General features: G+C 66.4%; 15 protein-coding genes. 2 read left to right on the top strand and 13 right to left on the bottom strand.

The window, feature by feature from the left end; all coding sequences use genetic code 11:
* Positions 1-70: 70 nt before the first annotated feature.
* The 8 genes from AMS65_RS17085 to AMS65_RS17055 form a co-directional block, all read right to left on the bottom strand.
* Complete coding sequence (locus tag AMS65_RS17085) at positions 71-2,998, bottom strand: type I restriction endonuclease subunit R (RefSeq protein WP_241489496.1); 2,928 nt, start codon at positions 2,996-2,998, stop codon at positions 71-73.
* Positions 2,995-4,188 (bottom strand): restriction endonuclease subunit S, encoded by a 1,194-nt coding sequence (locus AMS65_RS17080; RefSeq protein ID WP_053385371.1) that lies wholly within the window; start codon positions 4,186-4,188, stop codon positions 2,995-2,997. Before AMS65_RS17080 ends, AMS65_RS17085 begins: the two co-directional genes overlap by 4 nt.
* The gene (locus tag AMS65_RS17075; protein ID WP_053385370.1) at positions 4,185-5,696 is read right to left on the bottom strand and encodes a type I restriction-modification system subunit M; all 1,512 of its coding nucleotides are present in this window, start codon (positions 5,694-5,696) and stop codon (positions 4,185-4,187) included. Before AMS65_RS17075 ends, AMS65_RS17080 begins: the two co-directional genes overlap by 4 nt.
* Complete coding sequence (locus AMS65_RS17070) at positions 5,693-7,237, bottom strand: type I restriction-modification system subunit M (RefSeq protein WP_053385369.1); 1,545 nt, start codon at positions 7,235-7,237, stop codon at positions 5,693-5,695. Before AMS65_RS17070 ends, AMS65_RS17075 begins: the two co-directional genes overlap by 4 nt.
* Positions 7,234-7,461 carry a helix-turn-helix domain-containing protein gene (locus tag AMS65_RS18870; RefSeq protein WP_075201065.1) on the bottom strand — a complete coding sequence of 76 codons (228 nt, stop codon included), beginning with the start codon at positions 7,459-7,461 and terminating at the stop codon, positions 7,234-7,236. Before AMS65_RS18870 ends, AMS65_RS17070 begins: the two co-directional genes overlap by 4 nt.
* A gap of 119 nt (positions 7,462-7,580) precedes the next feature.
* Positions 7,581-11,021 carry a MobF family relaxase gene (gene mobF / locus AMS65_RS17065; RefSeq protein WP_075201064.1) on the bottom strand — a complete coding sequence of 1,147 codons (3,441 nt, stop codon included), beginning with the start codon at positions 11,019-11,021 and terminating at the stop codon, positions 7,581-7,583.
* Between the two features lie 563 nt (positions 11,022-11,584).
* On the bottom strand, positions 11,585-12,829 hold the full coding sequence (locus AMS65_RS17060; protein ID WP_053385368.1) for a tyrosine-type recombinase/integrase: 1,245 nt from the start codon (positions 12,827-12,829) through the stop codon (positions 11,585-11,587).
* Positions 12,822-12,986, bottom strand: coding sequence for a helix-turn-helix domain-containing protein (locus tag AMS65_RS17055; RefSeq protein ID WP_241489495.1), 165 nt, complete (start codon positions 12,984-12,986; stop codon positions 12,822-12,824). The genes AMS65_RS17060 and AMS65_RS17055 overlap by 8 nt, the downstream gene beginning before the upstream one ends.
* A 520-nt stretch (positions 12,987-13,506) precedes the next feature.
* Here AMS65_RS17055 and AMS65_RS17050 point away from each other — a divergent pair.
* Positions 13,507-13,791: a hypothetical protein gene (locus AMS65_RS17050; RefSeq protein ID WP_157502404.1), complete on the top strand. Its 285-nt coding sequence runs from the start codon at positions 13,507-13,509 to the stop codon at positions 13,789-13,791.
* Positions 13,792-13,800: 9 nt separating this feature from the next.
* On the opposite strand, the gene AMS65_RS17045 is transcribed toward AMS65_RS17050, so the two are convergent.
* From AMS65_RS17045 to AMS65_RS17030, 4 genes are all read right to left on the bottom strand, one after another.
* Positions 13,801-15,462: an Ig-like domain-containing protein gene (locus tag AMS65_RS17045; RefSeq protein WP_157502402.1), complete on the bottom strand. Its 1,662-nt coding sequence runs from the start codon at positions 15,460-15,462 to the stop codon at positions 13,801-13,803.
* A gap of 124 nt (positions 15,463-15,586) precedes the next feature.
* Positions 15,587-16,525: a helix-turn-helix domain-containing protein gene (locus AMS65_RS17040; protein ID WP_053385365.1), complete on the bottom strand. Its 939-nt coding sequence runs from the start codon at positions 16,523-16,525 to the stop codon at positions 15,587-15,589.
* A 424-nt stretch (positions 16,526-16,949) separates the two neighbouring features.
* The gene (locus AMS65_RS17035) at positions 16,950-18,218 is read right to left on the bottom strand and encodes an acyl-CoA dehydrogenase family protein (RefSeq protein ID WP_053385364.1); all 1,269 of its coding nucleotides are present in this window, start codon (positions 18,216-18,218) and stop codon (positions 16,950-16,952) included.
* 88 nt (positions 18,219-18,306) lie between these two features.
* Positions 18,307-19,527, bottom strand: coding sequence for an acyl-CoA dehydrogenase family protein (locus AMS65_RS17030; RefSeq protein ID WP_053385363.1), 1,221 nt, complete (start codon positions 19,525-19,527; stop codon positions 18,307-18,309).
* 178 nt (positions 19,528-19,705) lie between these two features.
* Between AMS65_RS17030 and AMS65_RS17025 the strand changes: the two genes are divergently transcribed.
* Positions 19,706-21,142: an LLM class flavin-dependent oxidoreductase gene (locus AMS65_RS17025; protein ID WP_053385362.1), complete on the top strand. Its 1,437-nt coding sequence runs from the start codon at positions 19,706-19,708 to the stop codon at positions 21,140-21,142.
* A 162-nt stretch (positions 21,143-21,304) separates the two neighbouring features.
* Here AMS65_RS17025 and AMS65_RS17020 read toward each other — a convergent pair whose 3' ends face one another.
* Entirely contained in the window at positions 21,305-22,387 is a 1,083-nt protein-coding gene (locus AMS65_RS17020; RefSeq protein WP_053385361.1) for an ABC transporter permease, read from the bottom strand.

Here is a 22,387-nt window from a genome sequence, read left to right as displayed (position 1 = left end):
TCCATGTCTATTCTGACAGTCACCTCGGACAAGGATCGCGCACCACCTCGCGTACGCCCAACCTCAAGCATCAGTAGTACTCCCGGATGTACTCGTAAGCCTTGTTATAGACGTCCTCGTCACGGAGTTGGTACTTGATCCAGAGCGTCTGGCGAAGGGCCTTTTTCACCTCGCGGTCCCCTGCGGCGGTCTCCTGCCATCCGGGGAATCGCACCGCCGTCACGACCGCATCGACATCAGCAACGACTGCGGAGACGATGATCGGAGTCTCAGGGGCTTTGATCGATTCGAAGAGTTCGGTGAGCGCTGCCTTGCCTTTCTCCTCTCGTGGGATGACGGCAACGCGCTTCTCTTCGGCGAGGGTGTCACGGGCAAGTTGGAAGAGCATCCGCAAGAACTCCAGGGATTCGATCTGCCCTGCCGCGTACCGTTCTCGCAGCGTCTCGAGCCGCTCTGAGAGCGCAACAAACTCGGGCACGTGCCCGAACCGCGCGAGCCGGGCCGCGATCGTGATCGCAACCTGCTTGGCCCGAGTGCCGTCCTCGATCGGGTTGGATAGCTCTTCGATCACGTCGGCGTCGAGGACGATCGTCTCCAGGTCGTCGCGCGGGACCTCAACGGTGATGTGCTCGTTGATCAGGTCGAGGGTCTTTGTACCGAGGGCGTGCCATACGAGGCGGCCGGTGTTGTCGACGGGTCGGATGGACTCGTAGACGGCAGTGAGCCACCGGTAGTCGTCGACATACTCCAGCAGCAGCGGGTCGGGCGACAACGCCTCCCACAGCTGGGCAACGATCGAGTACGCCGAGCCGAAGTCGTCGCAGGCCTTCTCGTCGTCCAGGCACTGCTGTGCGGCCAGCAGGCCCTCGTAACCGGCGACGGTGCGGTCGACGCCGGGGAAGTAGCCGAGGGCGCCGGTGATCGCACCGGGCAGCAGTTCGCGCAGGCCGTCGATGTTCGTGATGACCTGTTGGATGGTCTCGTCGTCGAACAGCAGCGACTTGGCGACGTCATCGAAGATGCCCAGGTAGTCAACGATCAGCCCGTGCGACTTGCCCGGGTAGGTGCGGTTGGTGCGGCAGATCGCCTGCAGCAGGGTGTGGTCGCGCAGCGGCTTGTCGAGGTACTGAGTCTGCAGGATCGGGGCGTCGAAACCAGTAAGCAGCTTCGCGGTGACGATGAGGATCTTCAGCGGGTCAGCTTTGTCGCGGAACCGGTCAAGCAGCTTCGCCTCCTGGTCGCGGTCGAGAGCGAACCGTTCCTTCCACTCCTGCGGATCTTCCCTGGACATCGACATCACCACGGCAGTCGCGTCGGGACCAAGCAGGATGTCGAGGGCCTCCTTGTAGAGCACGCAGGCTTCCTTGTCGTAGACGACGACCTGCGCCTTAAAGCCCTCTGGCTCGACTTTGGCACGGAAGTGCTCAGCGATGTCGGCGGCGACCTTCCGCACTCGGTCGGGCGACTTGATTAGATTCTCGATGGATGCCGCGCGGCGTGACAGCATCGTCCGCTGCACCTCGGTCAGCTCCCCCCGTGACGCAAGCTCATCGAATGCCTCGTCCAGGCCCTCCTGGTCGAGTTCGATGTGCGACAGGCGCGGCTCAAAATGTAGCGGCAGAGTCGCCCCATCGCGGATCGAGTCGTGGAACGTGTACCGCGATAGGTAGCCGCCCTGGTCCTTCTCCGAACCAAACGCGAAGAACGTGTTGCGGTCCTGCTTGTTGATCGGGGTGCCGGTCAGTCCGAACAAGAATGCGTTCGGCAGCGCCTCCCGCATCTTCCGACCGAAGTCGCCCTCCTGCGAACGGTGCGCCTCGTCCACCAGCGCGATGACGTTCGCCCGGTCATCGAGCACACCCGGGGCTTCGGCGAACTTGTGGATCGTCGTGATGATGATCTTTCGGATCCCGTCGCGCAGTAGCTCCTGCAACTCCTGCCGCGAGTCCGTCGAGACAAGGTTCGGTACGTCGGCCGCGGAGAACGTGCCAGTGATCTGCGTGTCCAGGTCGATGCGGTCAACCACAATCAGCACGGTCGGTGACGCGAGCACCGGCGCGGCGCGCAACATCTGAGCGGTGAACACCATCAGCAACGACTTGCCCGAGCCTTGGAAGTGCCAGATCAGACCCTTCTTATCCTCGCCGGTCACGACGCGGTGCAGGATGGCGTGGGCGGCTTGCACCTGCTGGTAGCGGGCGATCGTCTTGATCTTGCGGTGCTTCGAGTCCGTCGCGTACAGAGTGAACCACCGCAGGAAGTCCAGCACTGCGTTCGGAGTCGCAACCCCGAGCGCGGCCTCTTTGACGCGCGCCAGGCCGAGCGCGGCCTCGCCTGACTCGCCGCGCCACGGTCCCCACATATCCGCAGGCATCCCGACCGACCCGTACCGGAAATCCTTGCCCTCGGTCGCGAACGAGAACACGTTCGGCACGAAGAACTGAGGCACGTTGACCTCGTAGTCGTCGTGCACCTGCGCTGCTCCGTCGAGCCACGTGATCGCCGGGCGCAGCGGGGTCTTCGCCTCACCGACCACCAGCGGGATGCCGTTGCACCACAGCACCAGATCGAACCGCCGCGCCACACGGCCCTGCTCGAACGTCACCTCGGTCGAGATGATCCAGTCGTTCGCATCTGGCACCGGATGCTCGAAGTCGACCAGTCGCACAGTGGTGTGCGAGCCGCCGGGGCCGAACGGCATCGAGCGATCACCCTTCAACCACGCTGCGAACTCCTCGTTCGCCGGCACCAGGCCCGAGTCGCGCGAGGACAGCACGATTGCCCGCAGCCTGTGAATCACCTCGTCGGCCCGAGAGGGCTGCTCCTCGATCTCTGAATTCAGGCGGATGAGGGCGTCACGCACCCGTGACTCCAGCAGTACCTGGTCACGGCGGCGAGGCAACTCGTCCCCCGGAACAAACGGCACCGCGAGCTGCTCCAGCGCGTCCCGCACGAAGTCCCGAACCGTGTTCGCCTCATCGAACATGGCAGCATTCATCCGAAGACCTCCGTCATTATTCGGTCGCGCAGGGCGGCGAGCGTGGATGCCTCTCTCTCGAATGCGGTCGCTGCCGAGTCGTACTCGGCGAGTTGTGCGAGCAGTTCGTTCTGCGCATCGAGCGGTGGCACGACGAGCGAGTGGGACTTGATGTCCTTGCCGTTGATCTTCCAGATGCCGTTGGTCGACTTAGCTTTCCGGACAAGTGCACCGTGCGCGCGGCTAGAGTTCCACTGCTCGGCGGCAAAATCCGCGCGAAGCACCTCTGGGTCAAAGCGCAGCCGGATGAGCAGGTCCGGGTAGAAGCAGTCCACGGGAAGGCCGCCATTCACGAGCCCACCGCGGCCAGTGAGGGACTTGTTGCCGTTCCCTCGCACAACGAGAAAGTCGTCGTCGTGCAGGAAGAACTGCTCCACCTCCGTCCGAGCGATGTCGACGTACTTCACGGAATCGCCGCCGAGCACTCTGCCGCCTCGGATGGCGCTGATGCTGAGAGTTGGCAGGCCGCGCTCTTCATTGTTCGCGGTCGCCGACTTGCCGTTCGTTGGCCCGGCTGTGACGACGTCGGGGATCGCCATCGACTTCCACCCCATCTCGTCGAGCCCCGCCTCTAGCGCGAGGTTGAAGTTTCGTTCACGAGACGTTGCCAACGCCTGGGACACGCCCACAAGGGCTCGCCGATGGTGCTCGAGTGCCCAGAGAAGGTCAGCGAGGCGGCGCTGCTCATCGAGGGGCGGGAGCGTCAACTCGTAGCGGGCAAGGTCAGAGAAGTTGACGTACGGGTTGACCGATCCTTTCGACTCCTGGACCGCGAAGGCGTGGAATGGCTCAGCCGACATTACCCATGGCAAGAATTCCTGGAGCAGTCGGGTCGGGTCCGCTGCCTCGACGACGAAGGTCGTATTGGCGGTGACACCGTCGAACTCGGCAACTGCGACCTTCCGCAAGTACGTACGGCGCGAGCCGTAAAGAATCTGACCGGCAACGAACTTTCGGTGGAACGCCGGACCGAGGTAGCCGTCGCCAACTTCACCCCAGCGGTGAATCTCCAGGTCGTCGGTGTCCATGTGCTCGCCAGCAATGTAGCGTTCCACGCTGCCGTCGGCCGGGTCGACGGTCGCCTTCGAAGCGTTGACCACGTCACCGAAGCGGATGGTCTGCCAGGTGGACTTTTCAAGGTTGAGACTCATGCCGTCACCTCGCGCTTGAGGAAAACGAGCATGGACTCGATCGTGCGGTCGGCCTCGGCTGCTGTGTCACGCCACTCGTCGACCGCGACGGTTACGTCGGGGGGCACGAAGTCGACGCGGCCGAGTCCAGCGGTCGACTCGACGTAGAGCGGGATCGCAAGCGACCAGCCCTTCGCTTCGATCTCGTCGGTGGTGGCCACCGCGGTGAAGCCGGGCTCGGCATCCCAAGTCTCGTACGCCCGGAGGATGCGCTGCTGGTGATTGTTGCGCAGGAAGGATTGCGCCTGTTCGCGGGCGTACTCGTTGACCGCGTTGATGAACAGCACGCGGCCGGCGTTACCATTCGGCTTACGGGTGCGGAGGGTGACCACGACGGCCTCCATAGGCGAGTTGTAGAACAGGCCGGGGCCGAGGCCGATGACGGCTTCGAGCAGGTCTGACTTCACGAGCCGCTCGCGTAGCGCGGCTTCCTCCTTGCGGAAGAGCACGCCGTGCGGGAAGAGGATCGCGGCGCGTCCGGTGTTTGGGTCGAGGCTGGCGGCGATGTGCTGGAAGAAGGCATAGTCGGCCCGCCCCTGCGGTGGCACGCCCCACATGTTGCGGCCATACGGGTCTGTGGCGAATGCGTCGCGGTTCCATGCCTTGATCGAGTAGGGCGGGTTCGCGAGCACGATATCGAAGGTCTTGAGTTGGCTGTGGTCGTGGAACGCGGGGGCAGCGAGGGTGTCGCCGTGGGCGATGTGGGCGTCTTCGATGCCGTGCAGCACGAGGTTCATCCGGGCGATCGCACTGGTGCCGTGGTTGAGTTCCTGCCCGTAGAGCTTGAGCGAGCGGTACTCCTTGCCCTGCTCTTTGAGCATCGCGGCGGTGGAGATGAGCATGCCGCCGGTGCCGCACGTCGGGTCGTACACGGACTCGCCCGGCTCGGGCTTGAGCATCAGAGTCATCAGGTGAACGAGGGTGCGGTTAGTGTAGAACTCCTGGGCCGTGTGGCCGGAGTCGTCGGCGAACTTCTTTATGAGGAACTCGTATCCGTTGCCCAGCTCGTCCTCCGGCAGGGCGGCGACGCTCAGTGTCTTGGAGCTGAAGTGCTCGACCAGGTCGTTCAGCGTGGCATCGGGCAGGAAGTCTTTGTTGCCCCAGTCGCCGTCGCCGAACACGCCGTAGAGGGTGTCGGGGTTGGAGGCTTCGATGCGGCGCATCGCGTTGAGGATTTTTGCCCCGACATTGGTGGTGGTCCGGCGCACTTGGGTCCAGTGGGCGCCCTCGGGGATGACGAACCGGTGATTCTCGGGCAGGTCGGCCCCTTCCGCGCCGTACAACTCAGCGGCCTCTGCGCGCTCCTCGTCGTACACGTCGGAGAGTCGCTTTAGGAACAGCATCGGGAAAATGAACTGCTTGTAGTCGCCCGCGTCGATCAGGCCGCGTAACAGCACGGCCGCACCCCACAGGTAGGACTCCAGTTCAGCCTGGGTGATCCGCTCGACATTCGATGGTGTGGTGCTCATGCAGGCAACCCCCACTTCGCCAGCTCGGCCTCGAACGCGGCCCGCGTCTGCCGGGCACGCTCGTGCGCCGTCTCCAGGCTCGCGATCGCCTCCGCTAGCGTGGGCTGGTCGTGGTCCTGCTTCGGGGTGACGTACAGCGGGATGTTCAGGTTGTAGCCGTTGGCCTCGATCTCGGCAGTGTCGGCGACGTGCGCAAACCCGTCGACGTTTTCGAACTTCTGGAACGCGGTGAGGATCTCGTCGGCGTGCTCGGGTTCGAGCGTGTTCTGGTTGCGGCCCTTGCGGTATAGCTGCTCAGCGTTGACGACGAGCAACTTCCCGGCCCGCGCGGGGTCTCTGCGACGGCGCAGCACCATGATGCTCGCTGCCAACCCGGTGCCGTAGAACAGGTTCGGCCCCAGTCCGATGACCGCTTCGATGCGGTCGTGCCTCAGGAAGTTGGTGCGGATGCGCCCCTCCGCGCCACCGCGGAACAGCGCGCCCTGGGGCAGGACGACGGCGACGCGGCCGTGCGGGTCGGCGGCGGAGGTGAACATGTGCTGCACCCACGCCCAATCGGCGTAGCTCGCCGGTGGCACACCTCCGAGGCCGTTGCGCCCGTACCGGTCGGAGACCCACTCGACCTCGCCCCACTTCTTCAGACTGAACGGAGGGTTCGCGATCACGCAGTCAAACGCAGCCAGCCGATCGCCCAGGAAGAACGCCGGGCTGCGCAGCGTGTCCTCGCGGATGACCTTGAAGTCCTCGATACCGTGCAGCAGCAGATTCATCCGGGCGATCGCGCTCGTGGCCAGCACCTTCTCCTGCCCGAACAACTTGCCGAACAGCAGCTCCGCCCGCCCGCTAGCGGCCTTCACGTGCTCGATGACCTCGATGAGCATGCCGCCGGTGCCGCAGGCTGGGTCGTAGACCGTCTCGCCCTCCTGCGGGTCGAGCATGTTCACCATCAGCCGCACGACCGAGCGGGGCGTGTAGTACTCGCCCGCCTTCTTGTTGGACTGGTCGGCAAAACGCTTGATCAGGTACTCATACGCGTTGCCGAACACATCCGGTGCGACTGCCGCGTTCGTCAGCGGGCGGCGGGAGAAATGCTCGATCAGGTCGAGCAGTTTGCGGTCCGGCAGCTTCTCCTTGTTCGTCCACGGCGCGTTGCCAAAGATGCCGTACAGCGTGTCAGGGTTCGCCTGCTCGATACCGCGAAACGCAGTGACCAGCGCCTGTCCGACGTTATCCGTACGGGTACGTACGTCATCCCACAGCGAGCCATGCGGAATCATGAACCGATGGTTCTCAGCGAACGCCGCGAACTCGTGGTCGCCACCCGACTCCTCAAGGGCGGCGGCGTACTCTTCCAAGTACACGTCGCTCAACCGTTTGAAGAACATCAGCGGGAAGATGAACTGCTTGAAGTCGGCCTGATCGATGCTGCCGCGGAGAAGGTCAGCGGCACGACCAAGGTGCTGCTCAAGCTCCGATAGCGTGATCACCGACACGTCTTCGCCAATCGAACGCGCCGCGGCACGAGCTTCATCCTCGGTCATGCTTTTCCCGATCCTGCGTTCGGATCGCTCTTCCTATCTTCCGGCGGATTGGAAGCTGCCCCACCGCCACGCACCCACTCGTCAATCTCAGATACTTGGAACTTCCAGAGACGACCAACCTTGTGAGCAGGCATTCCCTTCTCCGCGATCCAGACATAGACCGTCTCCTTGGTGACACCCAGGTGAACGGCGATGTCGTCAGCAGACAGCCAGGGCTCACTCATGAGAGCATCGTCGTGACGAGAACGAGGTCATGTCCCAGAGTCTATCGGTGGAGTGCTTGTTTTAGTCGGTTTCTCCCGGTTTGCTTCGTTCAATGCGGCTCCTGCACTAGCGATGCTGCCTACAATGACGGCCCGTCACGGTACGTAGAACGATCTCGGTTTCGTTCATACCCTGGAGTGTCGAACCCCTTTGCGTGTGCCTCCGAAGTTCTACGGCTTCCTTCGGCAGCGAGGCGCAGAGCTTCCACATGCACAGCACGCTCATGGATCAGCTGCACGGCTTCAACTGACGGAAGCGCATCGAGTTGGGCAAGGTAGTGGCGATCCCGTGTCGCCTGTTCGCGCAGATTCTTGACCCGCGCGGCGGCCGCATCTGGACGACGGTCCTCAAGTACCCGCTCGTACAGCGCCGTGCGTTCTCGCGACTGGCGCGCGGCGATCTCCTTGGCGATCCGATGGGCCTTCGAAGCTTCCACGCGTGCTTCGATGATCTCAGGCTCATGATCAGCCTGACGCTGAGCGACTGCTTTGGCCCACGCAGGGAGACCGCTCTCACTGTACGGAATGCTCTGCCACCTGGCGTGCACGATCCGCTCTGCCGCCTCCCGGCGGGCGTCTGCGTCTTTCGCGGTTCGAGTGGCCGAGCGCTTACGGAATCGGGGTGCGTTTGCATTGGCGCGGTGTGCTGTGTAGGCGGCTTGCTGCGCGGCCAGGAGTTCGGCGCCGTCCGTAGCTGCTGCCTGGGCCAGCGATTCCGTGACGTCCGTGAGAAGCGCGGCAACCTTCGCCTCGGCGGCTTCCGCCAGTTCGCGCTGCGGCTCGTATTCGGCCTTGTGCCGCTCGGACTGATCTTGCAGTCTGGCGGCTGCCGATATCCAGTGCTCTCGCTCCGCATCGGACTTCGCGATCCGCTCGACGATCCGGTCGCGCTCCGCGCTCACGACAGACATAGGCCCGTCCGCAACGAGGCCCACGACGGCCTCGCGAGCGCGTTCAGTGGCGTCTTCCAGACCGCGGTCGGCACGGTCTCGGGCGAGCGCGTCGACAAACTGCTGCTTCGCGTCGTCGAGGTCGGTGGCAACAACGTGCAGGGTGTTCGTCTCGCGTCCGCGGCTCATGCCGACGTACACTCCGGCAGCATCGAGCGCGTCGGAGAGAACCGTGTGCGAAGCGTTCACGGTCGCGCCCTGGACGCCGTAGCCAGTGACCGCATATGCCAGGTGCGTGTCCTCGTTCACGTACCCCTCCGGCAGTGTCACGGTGCGCTGCTGCTTCCGGCCGTTGTCGGTCTCCACGACGCTCAGCGCGCCGTCTTCGCCAACGTGCTGAACCATCCAGGTCTGCCGGTTGGCGACGCCGAGTGTGCTCTCATTGCGGCGAGTCTGGATCACATCGCCCTTTCCGATTGGGAGCCCGTCGCTGCCGAACACCGTTCGCACGTCATCAACCTCGCCGCGATCGGCGCGCTCGGCGCGGATGCGTTCGTTCAGCATCCGTGCTTCGTCGTTCGTGGCGGCAGTGATCGCGTCCTCCAGGCACGCAGTCTTCGCGATGGCCTCCTGCATGTCGTCGTCGCTCTCGTGCAGCTTGATGAGCCCGAGCGCGTTGAGCTGGTCGAAGATCGCGGCGGGGTTGCGGCCGTGCCGCAGTTCGAGAGTGAGAGTCGCATAGACGCCATCAGTGAAGCGGTGCAGGCTGGTCATGTCCACGACTGCGGGAGTGAGACGGGCGGCGAAATCGAGCACACCACCACGCCCGACCGCGGGGAGTTGCGCACGGTCGCCGACGAACGCAATCCTCGCGCCGGCCTCGTCGGCGATGCGCAACAGTGCGAGGGCGCCATCCTGGTCGAGCATTCCGGCTTCGTCGACGACAATCCGCTCGCCCTTTGTGAGCCGTGCTTTCTTCACTGGCCCGCGGTACGTGCCGCCGGTGTCGGGATCGGTGTCGCCGAGCCGAAGGCGCGTCCACACCCCGTCGCTATTCCACCGGAATCCGTGCGCGTACACGAGCGCGGCCACGGAGTCGGCGGGGAGGCCGAGTTCTTTGGCTGCCACGTCGGCGGCCTTCTTCGTCGGCGTCACGACTCGCATCGAGCGGCCCTCCGCCGCCGCGACAGCGATGGCAGTCTTGAGCATCGTGGTCTTGCCCGATCCGGCCGCGCCTTCGATCACGACGAGCGGGTTGGCGGATGCGACGGCGGATGCTGCGCGCTCCTGATCCTCATCCAGCCCTGCCTGCGCCGCAAGGTCGTGCACATCGGGCATGCGATGGCGGGATTGTTCAGCGCGTGCGGTGAGCAGGTCGCGCAGTTCCGTTTCTGCGGCGACCACGCGCAGCGATGTGAGATGCGCGACGTGCTCCGGTGTCGGTGCTCCAGGCGGGAGTATGGAGAAGCAATCCTCCGCCGCAAGCTGAGCCGCCAGTTGCACGAACTCCAGCAGCTCGCGCGGGGCGGCCCGCACGCCGTGTTCGGTCGTGATGCGGGTGACGTGCTCGCGCACCGTGTGCATCGTCCACGTCGAGGCTCCTGCGGCGCAGCGGTCGAGCGCACGCGAGGCTATTTCCTCGATGTGCAGCTCGTCCAGCGCGACGGGTGCAGTACGCCGTGCGCGGGGCAGGTTCGGGGTGTAGCCGGCGTCTTCTAGTTCGGCGCGCCAGCCGGCTTCGCTGCCGAGCGTCGTGGGCTTCTTTCCCGGCCGCTCGTGTTCCCACGCCTTCGCCTTCAATCTCGCCCGCACGACAGGGCCAGGTTCCTCGCCCGGATGGGCTGTTTCCCACTCGGCTTCGAAGCGGGCAAGATTGCGCTCGACCTGAGCGCCCCTCTTCGACATGATCGCGTTGAACGGCTCCAGCTCTGCCACCTCACCGGTCGCCAAGTCGAGGGTGAGGCCGTGCTGGTCGAGCACTGCGGCAAGCTGCGGGTGCGCGGCGATGACCGCGGTGCCGAGTGCGCGGATCGCACCCTGCTGCTTGAACAGCGCCGCGGTATCGAGGCCGCGCCACTTGCCCGCGGCGTAGACGCGTGTGCCGACCTGAAAATGGATGTGCCGGTGCGGGTCGCCAGCCCGGCTAGTCTTGTGCGCGACGGTGACCGTCTGCAACTGCTGCACCGGCACGATCTCGCGTGCGTTCCGCCGGCCGACCCGAGTCACTGAGTGCTCCGCGAGCCAACGGCGAATCTCCTCTGCCGCGTCCTGCTGCGCCGCATCAAGCGCGTCAGAGACTTCCGGATGCAAAGCAGCGGCAATCGAGAGCGACTTCGGTGCGTTGATGACCATCTTCGCAAAGCGCGGCGACTCCTTCGATCTGTCGCTTGCCGCTCGGGGCGTTCCCATCGACGTGCCGGTGATCGGATCGATCCAGTCAACCCAGGCCGCGTAGCTCTCCGGATCGAGCGTTCTCGTTTCGATGACTTCGCCGTCATGGTCGCTCACGGCGAACTCGGCGAGCACGGTACCGCCCTCCAAGTAGTACTCGTCGGCGGTCGACCTGTCCGACTCCAAGTAGCGGCGCGCCGCGGCACCGTTGCCCCGGAACAGGATCACACCACCCTTCATCTCGAGCCTCCTCACGAGTCGTCTCATGAGAGAGGTGCGCACGCCCCACCATCGGTGGCATACGTCCATAAATCAGTTGTCGGGCAGCAAGGGGAATCGAGGGGCGGCGTTTCACAGGCGTGAGATTCGCGGAGTCGCAGAGCGTGATGAGGATCGCTCTGGGCATCGAAGCAGCTTCTGCGGTTGACGACGCTGAGCGTTGGTCAGGATGAGACGAAGCAGAGGGTCAGCTCCAAGAGAGGAGCTTCACGGTCCGGGAAAATTTCCACCACCGTCAGGAGTTCCGCGGCCTCCCAACTATTGGGAGTCCAGCAGCGGATACTTCCAGCGCAGGAACCGCGGTAGCGGCAACTTGCCGGAGCCGTGGGGGTGCCGATTCGGCACACCCACGCCGGGGCCTTGTGCGGTGGTGCCGAATCGACACCACCGTGGTTTTCGACGTTGCGGCGAGCAGGAAAACTGATCACTATCCCGCGCGGACGTGACCGCGGTGCAAATACCGTAGCTCACTCTGACAGGTACGGCAAGCGATTGGCCAGCGCATCCGGGCCCACTCCCAGACTTCACAGCAGATCGCTTTCGAGACTGCTGCCCGCGGTACCGAGCATCGCCGTGAAGGCGTCGTCCATGATGTCGGCGGTGACCGGGTCGACCATCTCGGCGGTGACGACGTAGTTGCTGCGGGTGACCTGCTCGTTCGCGTGGCCGAGCAGGCGAGAGGCGAGGGTAATGCCTGCCGCGGCGTCGATGATCGTCGCGGTGGTGCGACGGAAGATGTGCGTCGAGAACTCGGTCGGATCGATGCCCGCCCGCTGCAGGGCGTCCGCGTTGTCGTCCACGAAAGTGCGCAGCAGCCGCTCGTAGTTGCTGACGCTGAACGGTCGGCCCGTCTTGGTCGAGAACAGGAACGCCTCCGGGTCGCGATCCGCTGTCGCAAGCTGGCGGCGGATCGCCGCGGCGGAGAAGCTCGGCAGCGCTACCCGGCGCTTCTGCCGTGAGCGTTTCGGGGTGTTCTTCCGATACAGCCCATTCGCTTTGCTCTGCTTGATGGTGCCGGCGATGAGCACCGTCGCGGGGCGTGAGGTCACGTCCACATCGCAGCGGCGCAGGCCGAGCACTTCGCCGATGCGGGCGCTGGTGCCGATCATGATCCACATCACATGCTCCAGCACCGCCACGTTCGGGCGCGGCCCGTAACCGTCGCCGTCTTTACGCCAGTCGTGGATGAGATTCTGCACCACCATCACCTGCGCGGGATTCAGCACCGATTCCTTCTTCTCCGGCAGTGGCAGCCGTCTCGCGTCGCGGATCGGATTCGCGGTGAGCACCTCGTGCTCGATCCCGGTCTGGCACACCTGCGAGAGCACGCTCCTGGCACGCCTCGCAGCGGAGAGTGACTTCTGCTCGCGGATCGACTGGAGGATGCGGTTGCAGCGCAGCACGCTGAGATCCTTCAGCGGCAGGTTGCCGCAGGCGGGGTTCACGACATGCTTGATCGTCGAGCGGTAGGACTCCATCGTGGTGTCCTCAACGGTCTGAGACTGCTCCTTCTCGTAGACGAACACCTCGCAGGCCTGGGCGATCGTGGCGTCCAGGGCGAGCACGGGGCCGACGGTGCGGTAGCGGATGTCTTCGGCCTGCTTCGCAAGACCTGTCCGCGCCTCATCCTCGGTGTCACCGGTGGCTTTCAGTCGGCGCAGTTCGCCGACCTCGTCGCGCATCTTCGCGGTTGCCTGCACACGGCCAGATGCGAGGGTGCGAATCTGGATCGCACCGATCTCGCCTGGTTCCAGTCTCGGCCTAGCCATGGCGCACCAACTCCTGGAACCAGGCGAGCACCTCGGAGTGCAGATAGCGCACGTGGCGTCCGACACGACGGAAGGGTGGGCCGCTGTTCGTCTGCCGCCATTCCTCGATCGTGCGCGGCGAGACCTGTAGCAGCTCAGCGACCTGCTGGCCGGTCATAATCAGGGGCTCGTCTCGGGCATCCATACCCAGTAGGTGCGCACGCCACACCACAGCCGTTGCGGCCAGTGCGCGGGCGATACGGAACAACCCGTGCCGCGCCTCGGCGAGCACCCTCCGAAAGGGGTTTTGGACCCCGTTTAGGACCCCGCGGCTGATTTTCGAGTGACCAGGAACCATGAAACTCCTCCGATTCCCGCGGAATCTGAGGAGTTTTGCGCTGGGGTGCCTGGACTCGAACCAAGAACAACTGATTACTCATGAATACAGTCCGTTGCACCTATCTGGGCGGTGCGAGGTTCTTGTCCAGAGCCGAACGACTGGCGGTGGTCTCCTCCTCCAGTAGTAGCCACCACAGCGGGGCGGATCGCCATCGCCGCCAAGAGGCCCGATGCTGTGCTGTGCCCACTGACAGCGCTGTCGCTGCATGGGCTGAAGAACCGGGGTGTCGAAGACGTGCGCATCGCTGCCTGCGGCGGTCAGTTCCTGGCGACCGTGCTCGCGGTGAACTTTGCTCGCGGTGCTGGAGATCGTGTGGCTCATCACCCGGCCGATCGGCGGTCAGGAGCTGCTGCTCACCGGCGCGCTGCTCGTGGCGATGAGCCAGCTCTCAGGCCACTGGGCAGCGCTCGACACGGCAGGCCGGAGCGCGGTGGTGTTAAGCGGGGTGACACGCAATTCGCTCGTGAAGCTGGCGCTCCTGGTGGCGCTCGTGCGGCTGGGGCCGTGCCTGACGCACTGGTGCGCCTGGCACAACGATGCGCGGCCCGCCCGGGAGAGGCGGACCGCGCACTTCAGGGTGTGATTCGGCGGATTAGGCGTTGCGGTGTCGGCGCGCGATCAGCATCAGCGATCCGGCGCCCAGCACCAGCGTGAGCGCCGCGAGCATCAGGCCCGGAGCCTCCGCACCACCGGTCGCGGAGAGCCCCGCTGTCTCCCCGCCGGCACTCGGCGTCGGGTCGACCTTCGGCGTCGGGTCGGGCTTCGGGACCGGCCTGGGCTCCGGGGCCGGGCTTGCGTCGACGGTCACGACGATTGCGGCGCTGCTGCCGACGAGCCCGTAGGTGCCGGGCACGAAGCGGAGATCGACCTGGTGGGTGCCGATCTCGAGCCCGCTGATCGGACCGCTGCCGATGCCGTTCTCGACCGGGAAGGACTCACCGAGCGGCTCCTCGCCGAGGAACGCCTGCACGGTTCCGTTGACCGCCGGGGCGGCGGTCAGGGCTGTGACCTCCACCTCGACGACCACAGGGTGCTCGATCGTGCCACTCAGCTGCGAGAGTTTCGGTGCCATCACTGTGTCGATCCCGTCGACCTGCAGCTCGACCGGATCGCTTTCGGAAGCGCCGAACCCGGGCGACGGAAGGAATCGCGCTGTGACCTGGTGCTCGCCGAGGAGTGTGTCTGAAAGGGTGACCTCGAAGGTCGTCTCGCCATCGCCCGGCGCGGCGTCGGGCTCGTCTGCATTGACCTCCGCGAAGACGACCTCGCCGTCGACCAGGAACTCGATGCCGCTGCGCGGATCCGCCAGGTTCGCCGCGCTGATGTTGCGCACAGTCGCGGTGAAAGTGACGGGGTCGCCCGCGCGAACGTGTGAGTCAGACAGCGCGAGATCCGTCGAGGTCTCGGCCTCGGCGATCACAATGGGCGAGGCTGTGGACTGCGACGTAGCGTAGTTGCCCGCCGCGTCACCGAGGTAGGCCACGGCGAGCTCGGCGGTGCCGAACGGAACGACCGCGTCTTCGAAGAGCACCGAGCCGTCTGCTGAGAGATCCGCCGTCGCGATGGAGTCACCGTCGGCGAGCAGGGCCGCGGATCCGCTCACCCCGGCAGGGTCCGCGGTCACTTGGCCAGCCACGTCCACGGGGGTGAACGCGACGGCCGAGGCGGGTGCGCTCGTGATCGTGGTCGTGGTGGCGGCCTGCGCGATCGTCACGGCGAAGGGGGCGCTCTCAGACGGAGCCGCATCGTCGAACGGGAACCCGGGCGAGTACCCAGGGAACTTCACGACGACCTCGTGAGTACCCGCGGACACGAGATGCTGCGCCGGGATCAGCGCCCAGTACGCACCACTGCCGATGTAGATGAGGAAGCCCTCACCTACGACCTCGCCATCGACCTCGAGATAGATCGGAGCGCCCATCAGTAGAGCCGGGCCGTCGAGCGTCACCGTGCCCGTGACGACCAGAGACCGCCCGTAAACGGTCGGCGTCGAGAACTCACCCAGGGTGGTCGTGGTCGGGATCGGGGCCGCGGCGGCGGCTTGGGTTTCTTCTGCGGCGTCGACGGCTGTGACGTGCGCAGCAGGCGTATCGACGTGGGGTGCCGCGAAGGCGGCGGTCGCGGGGGCGAATCCGACCCCGGCGGCGACCAGGGCCGCCGCGAGCATGAGTCCGAGCCGATGCGTCAGCGGGGCTCGGCTGGTGCGGTGGTCCTGCTCGGCTGTGGGCAGAGATCGTCGGAGAGGAATCTTCATATCGCAAAACATAGTTTTAGACGGCAGCCAATGTTGTTCCGAGAGCACAAATCTGCGCGGAATGGAACGGCTCTGCGCGTTGTGAGCGCGAAGCGTGCAGATGTCGAGCTGATGCCCCGGGCGGTCACTCCACGACGGAAGGGTCAGCGGAGCGTTCCGCGATCCCACGCAGCTGCGTCGGTGTGACGCCGTAGCACTCCGCGATCACCCGGTGCATGGTCGACGTCGCGCCGAATCCCGATCGCTCCGCGATGAGGGCCATTCGAGCTCCGGCCTGCGCGGGATCCCGCAGCAGCGCGTATGCGATCCGCGCCCGCTCGCGCCGAATCTCTGCGGCGACCGTTGTGCCGCGATCTGTGAACTCGGCCTGCAACCGGCGCAGCGAGCACCCGACCCGCTGTGCCAGTGCACGCGGATCGAAGTCGGGGTTCGCGCATTCCTCAGCAATGACGGCCTGCGCGTGGCCCCAGATCTCGACACCCGGATGCCCCTGGGGAGATCCGTCGCCGAACCGGTCGCGCAGCACCGCTCCGGCCATCTCGACGATGAGGCGCGACGCGGTAAGGCTCTCCCCCGGCGCCGCCGAAGAGTCGTTCCCCACCGAAGCGAGGTAGCCAGCCATCGCCCGCTCCGGCAACCGCAGCGTGTTGATGGCCTGCGCACGCTCCGGGAGGGCCGGCAGGAAGGGCCGCAGTGCTTCTGTCGCGATACGTGCGACCAGGAAGCGCCACGGGGTGATGAAGCGCACGCGTTGCGGCAACCCGCTCGGGGCGATCATGAGCGGCCCGGAGCACTCCTCCCAGGCTGAGCCCGCCAAGTACCGGAAGGTCCCCGTTTCGACGAAGATGAAATCCAGCGTTGGCATGCCCGGCGCGAGAGGGCGCCGTTCGATTTCCTGCGCCTCGCCAAACGCACTGACGAGCAGAACCGGGCCGAGCGCGTGAACGGTGGCATTCATGCCGATGGGTCCGCGGCCGCGAGTGCCCTCGCGCACCAGATCAGGGCCCGCGAACTGCTCGATCGACCGATCCGAGATCTTCCGCGGGGCGTCACTGGTTGCCATGTCCTCCAGCGTAGAAGATGGGCGCCGGTCGCGGGCCGCGAGGATGCCCGGAACGTCGGCGGCGATGGGGTCCGGCGGGGTCCAGACGGCCAGATTCTCGGGTCGCGGGACTCGCCGACCCCGGGACCCGTATCGTGATTGCATGTACGGTCATCCCACGGCCCATTCTGCCGACCTGCTCACTCGGTCGCTTGCGTACTCGCTCGCGGGTCTGCTCCTGCTCGCGGGGTGAGCGGATCCGGATCCCGGCGGAGAACGCGACGCTCCCGTGATGGCTGCGCAGGAGGGCGGGTGATGAGGCGCAGGCTCACGGGCGGGGTTCCCTGGGTTTCGACTCGCTTCGCTCGCTCAACCAACGGGAGAGGGAGGGCCGCTCGCTCAAGCGGCGGGAGGGGCACACACCACGGCACAGCCGCCGCTGCGCCTACTTCGCGCTCCCCTGCCCCGAACCGTTGCCCGACGTGCCGACGCTCCAGAGCAGCTCGGGCTCGGTTCCGTTCAGCTCCCAGGCGCCGATGGCGCGCTGCTTGAAGATCACCGGGTTGTGGGAAGCGACCGTGCGCGCGTTGCGCCAGTGCCGGTCGAGCGAGCGTGCGCGACTCGTCGCAGACGCCCCCAGCGTGTCGAAGAGGCGGGTCGCGGCGCTCGGCACCTGCTCGCTCAGGATCACCTGGGCTCGCGCCGACGCCAGCTCAGCCCGCAGCTGCTGCCGAGCCGCGGCGTCCTTCACATCCTCGTCGCCGAGCCGCAGACCGGGCTCGAGGGCCGCCGCGCGGTCGAGCTCGTCGGCGACGGCGCCCAGCAGCGCGTCGCCCGAGAACGAGACCGCCGACAGCTGCCCCACCACGGCCTGGATCTGACCGTCGTCGCGCGATCGCGGCGCATTGCCGTGGCTGTACACGCGGGTGCGCCCGGTCACCTGCGCGACCGCGTCCCGCAGCACGGCCCGCCCGATGCCCGCGAGCACCGAGAGCAGCACCCACTGATAGAGCGCGGTCTGGTATGAGAACCGCTCGGCGAAGAGCTCGATCTCCGCGGGATCCACCTCGGCCGCCCGGAAGGTCGCGGTGCCGCTGCCGGTGAGCTGCTGTCCGAAGCCGTCCCAGTCGTCGACCACCTCGACCCCGGAAGCATCCCGGCGCACGAGCACCGACACCGACACGCCCTGCTCATCGACGGCGAGCACGTCGAGCCACTGCGCGAAGATGCTCCCCGTCGTGTAGTACTTCGCGCCGTCGAGGATCGCCCCCTCCGCGGTGCGGCTCACCCTGGTCTGGGTCTCGCCGACCTTGCTCCCGATCTCAGTCCAGGCGTTGCCCACGAACTCGCCGCGCACGAACCGTTCGACCCAGCGGTCCCGAAAACGCAGATCCGGGTGGCTGAGCACGTGCTCGACGAACGCGATGTGGCCGCGGAACACCTGCGGAATATTGCTGTCCACGGCGGCGAGCTCGGTGAGGATCTCGCCGAACTCGCGGAAGCTCAGGCCCGATCCCCCCTCCGCCACCGGAACGCGCAGCGCCGCGAAGCCCGCCTCCAACAGCCACGCCACCTGCTCGTGGGGCAGCGTATGGTCGTGATCCCGCACCACCGCCCCCTCCGCGATTCTCGCGAAGATCGGGCTGAACCGATCCTGCACCGCCGCGAAACCGGCGTCAGCAAGGGGCGTGGCGGTCTGAAGGGTGTCGGTCATGTTCCATTCCAGGGGTCAGGGCGAGGGATCGGGATCAGCGGTGCCGGAAGGCCGGCCAGGCGGATCGGGATCGGGGTCAGGATCGGGATCAGGTGTAGAGGCTGATCGGCTGCAGCGCGCCGTTCAGGTAGTTCGCGCCGACCTCGAGCTTCTTGTAGTCGACCGGATCGTGCAGCGTGTGCGTGCGGGCGTTGCGCCAGAACAGGTCGAGGCCGACCTTGCTCGCCGTGCTGCTGGCACCGGTGGCTTCGAAGATGCGGCTGGTCACGTCCGTCGCGAGATCCGAGGAGACGACCTTCAGCTGCGCGATCTCGATCGCGAGCTCGCCGCGGATCTCCGGCGTTACCCCGTGCCCCAGCGCCACGACGGCGTCGAAGCGGCGGTTGAGCTTCTCGGCGAGCGCGGCCACCGCCGCGGTCTGCGAGACGAAGTCTCCGAACAGGCGCTGCACGAAGGGATCGTTCCGGTAGAGATCCGCGTCGGAGAGGAACCAGGCGTTCTTGCGCGAGCGGGTGATCTCCCGCGCACGCTCGAGCACCCCCTCGGCGAGGCCGAGGTAGAAGTTGCCGAACGCGAGCTGGATCGCCGGGGTCACCAGCGAGGAGAACGCCTCGTCGGTGAGGAACCCGAGCACGTCCTCCGGGCGCACCTGCACGCCGTGGTAGATCACCGAGTTGCTCGACGACAGCCGCTGGCCGAGGAAGTCCCAGTCGTCGACGTACTCCACGCCCTCGCGGCCGTTCTCGAGCACGAAGGCGAGCACACGCCCCTCATCCGGCCCCTGGGTGACCCGCGCGTTCACCAGCAGCACGTCTCCGACGGCCGAACCCGTCGAGTAGCGCTTCTTGCCGGTGAGCACCCAGCCGTCACCGCTCGGAACGAGCGTGAGGTCGGGATCGGTGGGGTTGACCGAGTCGCCCCACACCCAGCGCCCCGCGACCGTCTCGGTGAACCAGCGCACGCGATCCGCGGCGCTGGGCACCGCGAGCACGATCTGCGCCTCGTTGACGTAGTGGTACGCGAGCAGCTGGGCGATCGAGCCGTCGACCCGCGCGAGGATCCGCACCACCGCGAACGCGGTCTCCCAGTGCGCGCCGCCGCCGCCGAACTCCTCGGGGTCGAGCAGCGTCACCAGCCCCGAGTCCTTCAGGATCTGGGCCTCGGCGTGCGGGGTCCGGTTCGCCCGGTCCCGTTCGAGCGCATCGACTGCGAGCTGCGCCGCGACCTCCCGGGCCACCGACTCCCACTTCTCGAGCTCATCGGGGCTCGCGCTCCTGGTCCAGTGACTGCGCGCGACGGCGTCTAGCATCTCGATCCCTTTCGATGGGGCGCCTACAATGTTCCGCCAGGCTAACGACAGCAGCGGCGACGTTGAAAACAGGGCCGCAACAGTAAGCAACGTTGCCGGGGGTGCGAGGCGAAAGTTGCGAGTATGGGAGTACCGGTGCCCGGCCGCCGCACGACCACGCCGCCCTGAATGGAGAACCATGACCGCACCCGCGCAGATCCGCTTCAACGCCTTCGACATGAACTGCGTGGCTCACCAGAGCCCCGGGCTCTGGCGGCATCCCTCGGATCAATCCTGGCGGTACAAGGACATCGGCTACTGGACCGAGCTGGCGAGGATCGCCGAGCGCGGCCTCTTCGACGGCGTATTCATCGCCGACGTGCTCGGCACCTACGACGTCTTCGGCGGCAACGACCTCGCGGCCATCCGCAACGGCGCCCAGGTGCCGGTGAACGATCCGCTGCAGATCGCCGCCGTGATGGCGGCGGTGACCGAGAACGTCGGTTTCGGGATCACCGCGGGTACCGCATTCGAGCACCCCACGCCCTTCGCCCGCAGACTCTCCACGCTCGACCACCTCACCGGCGGCCGCGTCGGCTGGAATGTGGTCACCGGCTATCTCCCCTCGGCGGCGAAGAACATGGGCCAGGAGGATCAGCTCGAGCACGACCGCCGATACGACCAGGCCGACGAGTACCTGGAGGTCGTGTACAAGCTGCTCGAGGGATCCTGGGAGGACGACGCCGTGGTGCGCGACGTCGAGCGAGGCGTCTTCGCCGACCCCGAACGCGTGCACCACATCGGCCACCAGGGCGAGTTCTTCCGCGTGCCGGGCATCCACCTCTCCGAGCCCTCGCCGCAGCGCACGCCGGTGATCTTCCAGGCCGGCGCATCGAGCCGCGGCATCGCCTTCGCCGCGGAGAACGCCGAGGCCATCTTCATCGGCGCGCCGACGCGCGCGCTCGCGAAGAAGAACGTCGAGGCGATCCGCGAAGCGCTCGTGCGCGCCGGTCGCCGTCCCGACTCCGCCAAGATCTACCTGCTGGCGACCATCGTGGTCGACGAGACCGACGCCGCGGCCCGGGCGAAGTACGAGGAGTACCTCTCGTACTCGAGCACCGAGGGTGTGCTCACCTTCATGTCGGGCTGGATGGGCATCGACCTCTCCGAGTACGACCTCGACGAGCCGATCGGCAACGTGCAGAGCAACGCGATCCACTCCGCCGTGGCGGCCTTCCAGGCAGAGAACCCGGACGGCAAGACCTGGACTGTGCGGGACATCGCCGAGTGGGGCGCGATCGGCGGCCAGGGCACGAAGATCGTCGGCTCCCCCGCCACCGTCGCCGACACGCTGCAGAGCCTCGTCGAGGAGACCGGCGTCGACGGCTTCAACCTGGCGTACGCCGTCACCCCCGGATCCTTCGAGGACGTCGTGGAGTTCGTCGTCCCCGAATTGCAGCGCCGCGGAGCCTACCCGCTCGAGTACGCACCCGGCACGCTGCGCAACAAGCTCTTCGGCGCCGGGGATCGGCTGCCCGAGGATCACCGCGGTGCCCGATACCGCGTCGGCGGACCCCTCTCGACCATCGACGACTTCACCGGAACCGGCCGCCCGCTTCCTGCTCGGGTCGGCTGAAGCGCGCAACGCGAGACGGCTCGGACCGCTGGAAACGCGCGCCAGTAGTTGTCGCCAAAACGACGTCGAGACAGCAACTACCGACGCGCGAACTACGCGGGTCACGGTTTTATGGGGATCAGAGAGCTGGTTTCGGCAATCTCGGCCAACGGGTGGGACGAGTCAAGCAGCGGATCTCGCGCGCCCGACGCGCTGGAAGCGCTCGGCGCTCAGCAGCACGCCGAGCAGCAGGATGGCTAGCAGCACGGCGCCCCGCGCCAGACCCTGCCAGTAGAAGGACAGGCCGATGAGGTTCATCCCGTTGCTCAGCAGCGCGAAGACGAGCACGCCCACGAGTGTGCCGACGAGGTGCGGCCGCCCGGTGCGGCTGAGCGTCGCACCGATGAACACGGCGCCGATCGCGTCGAGCACGTAGAGCTGCCCGCTGTTGGCCACGAACCCGTCGCTGCGCGAGGCGAGCAGGATCCCGGCGATCGCCGCGATCCCTCCCGCGAGCACGTACGCCGCAGCAAGGGAGGTGCGCGTGAGCCGGCCGGCGATGCTCGTCGCGATCGGCTGCTCTCCCGCTGCGGTGAGCACCCGGCCCCAGCGCGAGCGCTCCAGCAGCACCCAGACCAGCAGCAGCACCAAGACGGCGATCAGTGACGGCACTGCGACGCCGAGCACCGCTCCCTTCCCGAGCGCGGCGAACTCCTCGGGCACCCGGGAGGCGGGGAGGTAGATCGGCGATCCGCCGCCGGTGAGCAGCAGCTGCAATCCCGCGCCGATGAACCACACGCTCAGCGTCGCGAGGAAGGGGCGGATGTTCAGCACGATGATGAGGAACGCATTGACCACGCCGACCGCGGCCCCCGTCGCGATCGCGAACACGATCGCGTACCAGGCCACGTAGCCCTGGAAGAGCAGGAAGGCCGCGGTGAAGGCCGCGAGATCGATCGCGACGCCGATCGACAGGTCGATGCCTCCCGCGCGCACGATGACGGTCATCGCCGTCGCCGCGAGCAGCAGCAGCGCGTTCTGGCCGAGCACCCCGACGAGGTTGTCCAGGCTGAGGAACTTCGGCGAGAGCACCGAGAAGATCAGGACGATCAGCAGCAGCGCCGTGGGCGCCAGCAGACGCGGCAGCGAGGCGGCGAGAGAGACGAGCTGCCGCTCCGGCGCGGCCTGGGCCGTATCCGCCGGCCGGCTCAGTGTTGCCTGGCCGGTCTCTGTTGCCTGATCGGTCTCTGTTGTCTGATTGGTCAC

Source organism: Leucobacter celer subsp. astrifaciens (genome assembly GCF_001273835.1).
In the GTDB taxonomy this organism is placed as follows: domain Bacteria; phylum Actinomycetota; class Actinomycetes; order Actinomycetales; family Microbacteriaceae; genus Leucobacter; species Leucobacter celer.
Note: the sequence above shows the minus strand (reverse complement) of the source record. Positions and strands in the feature narration are given on the sequence as shown.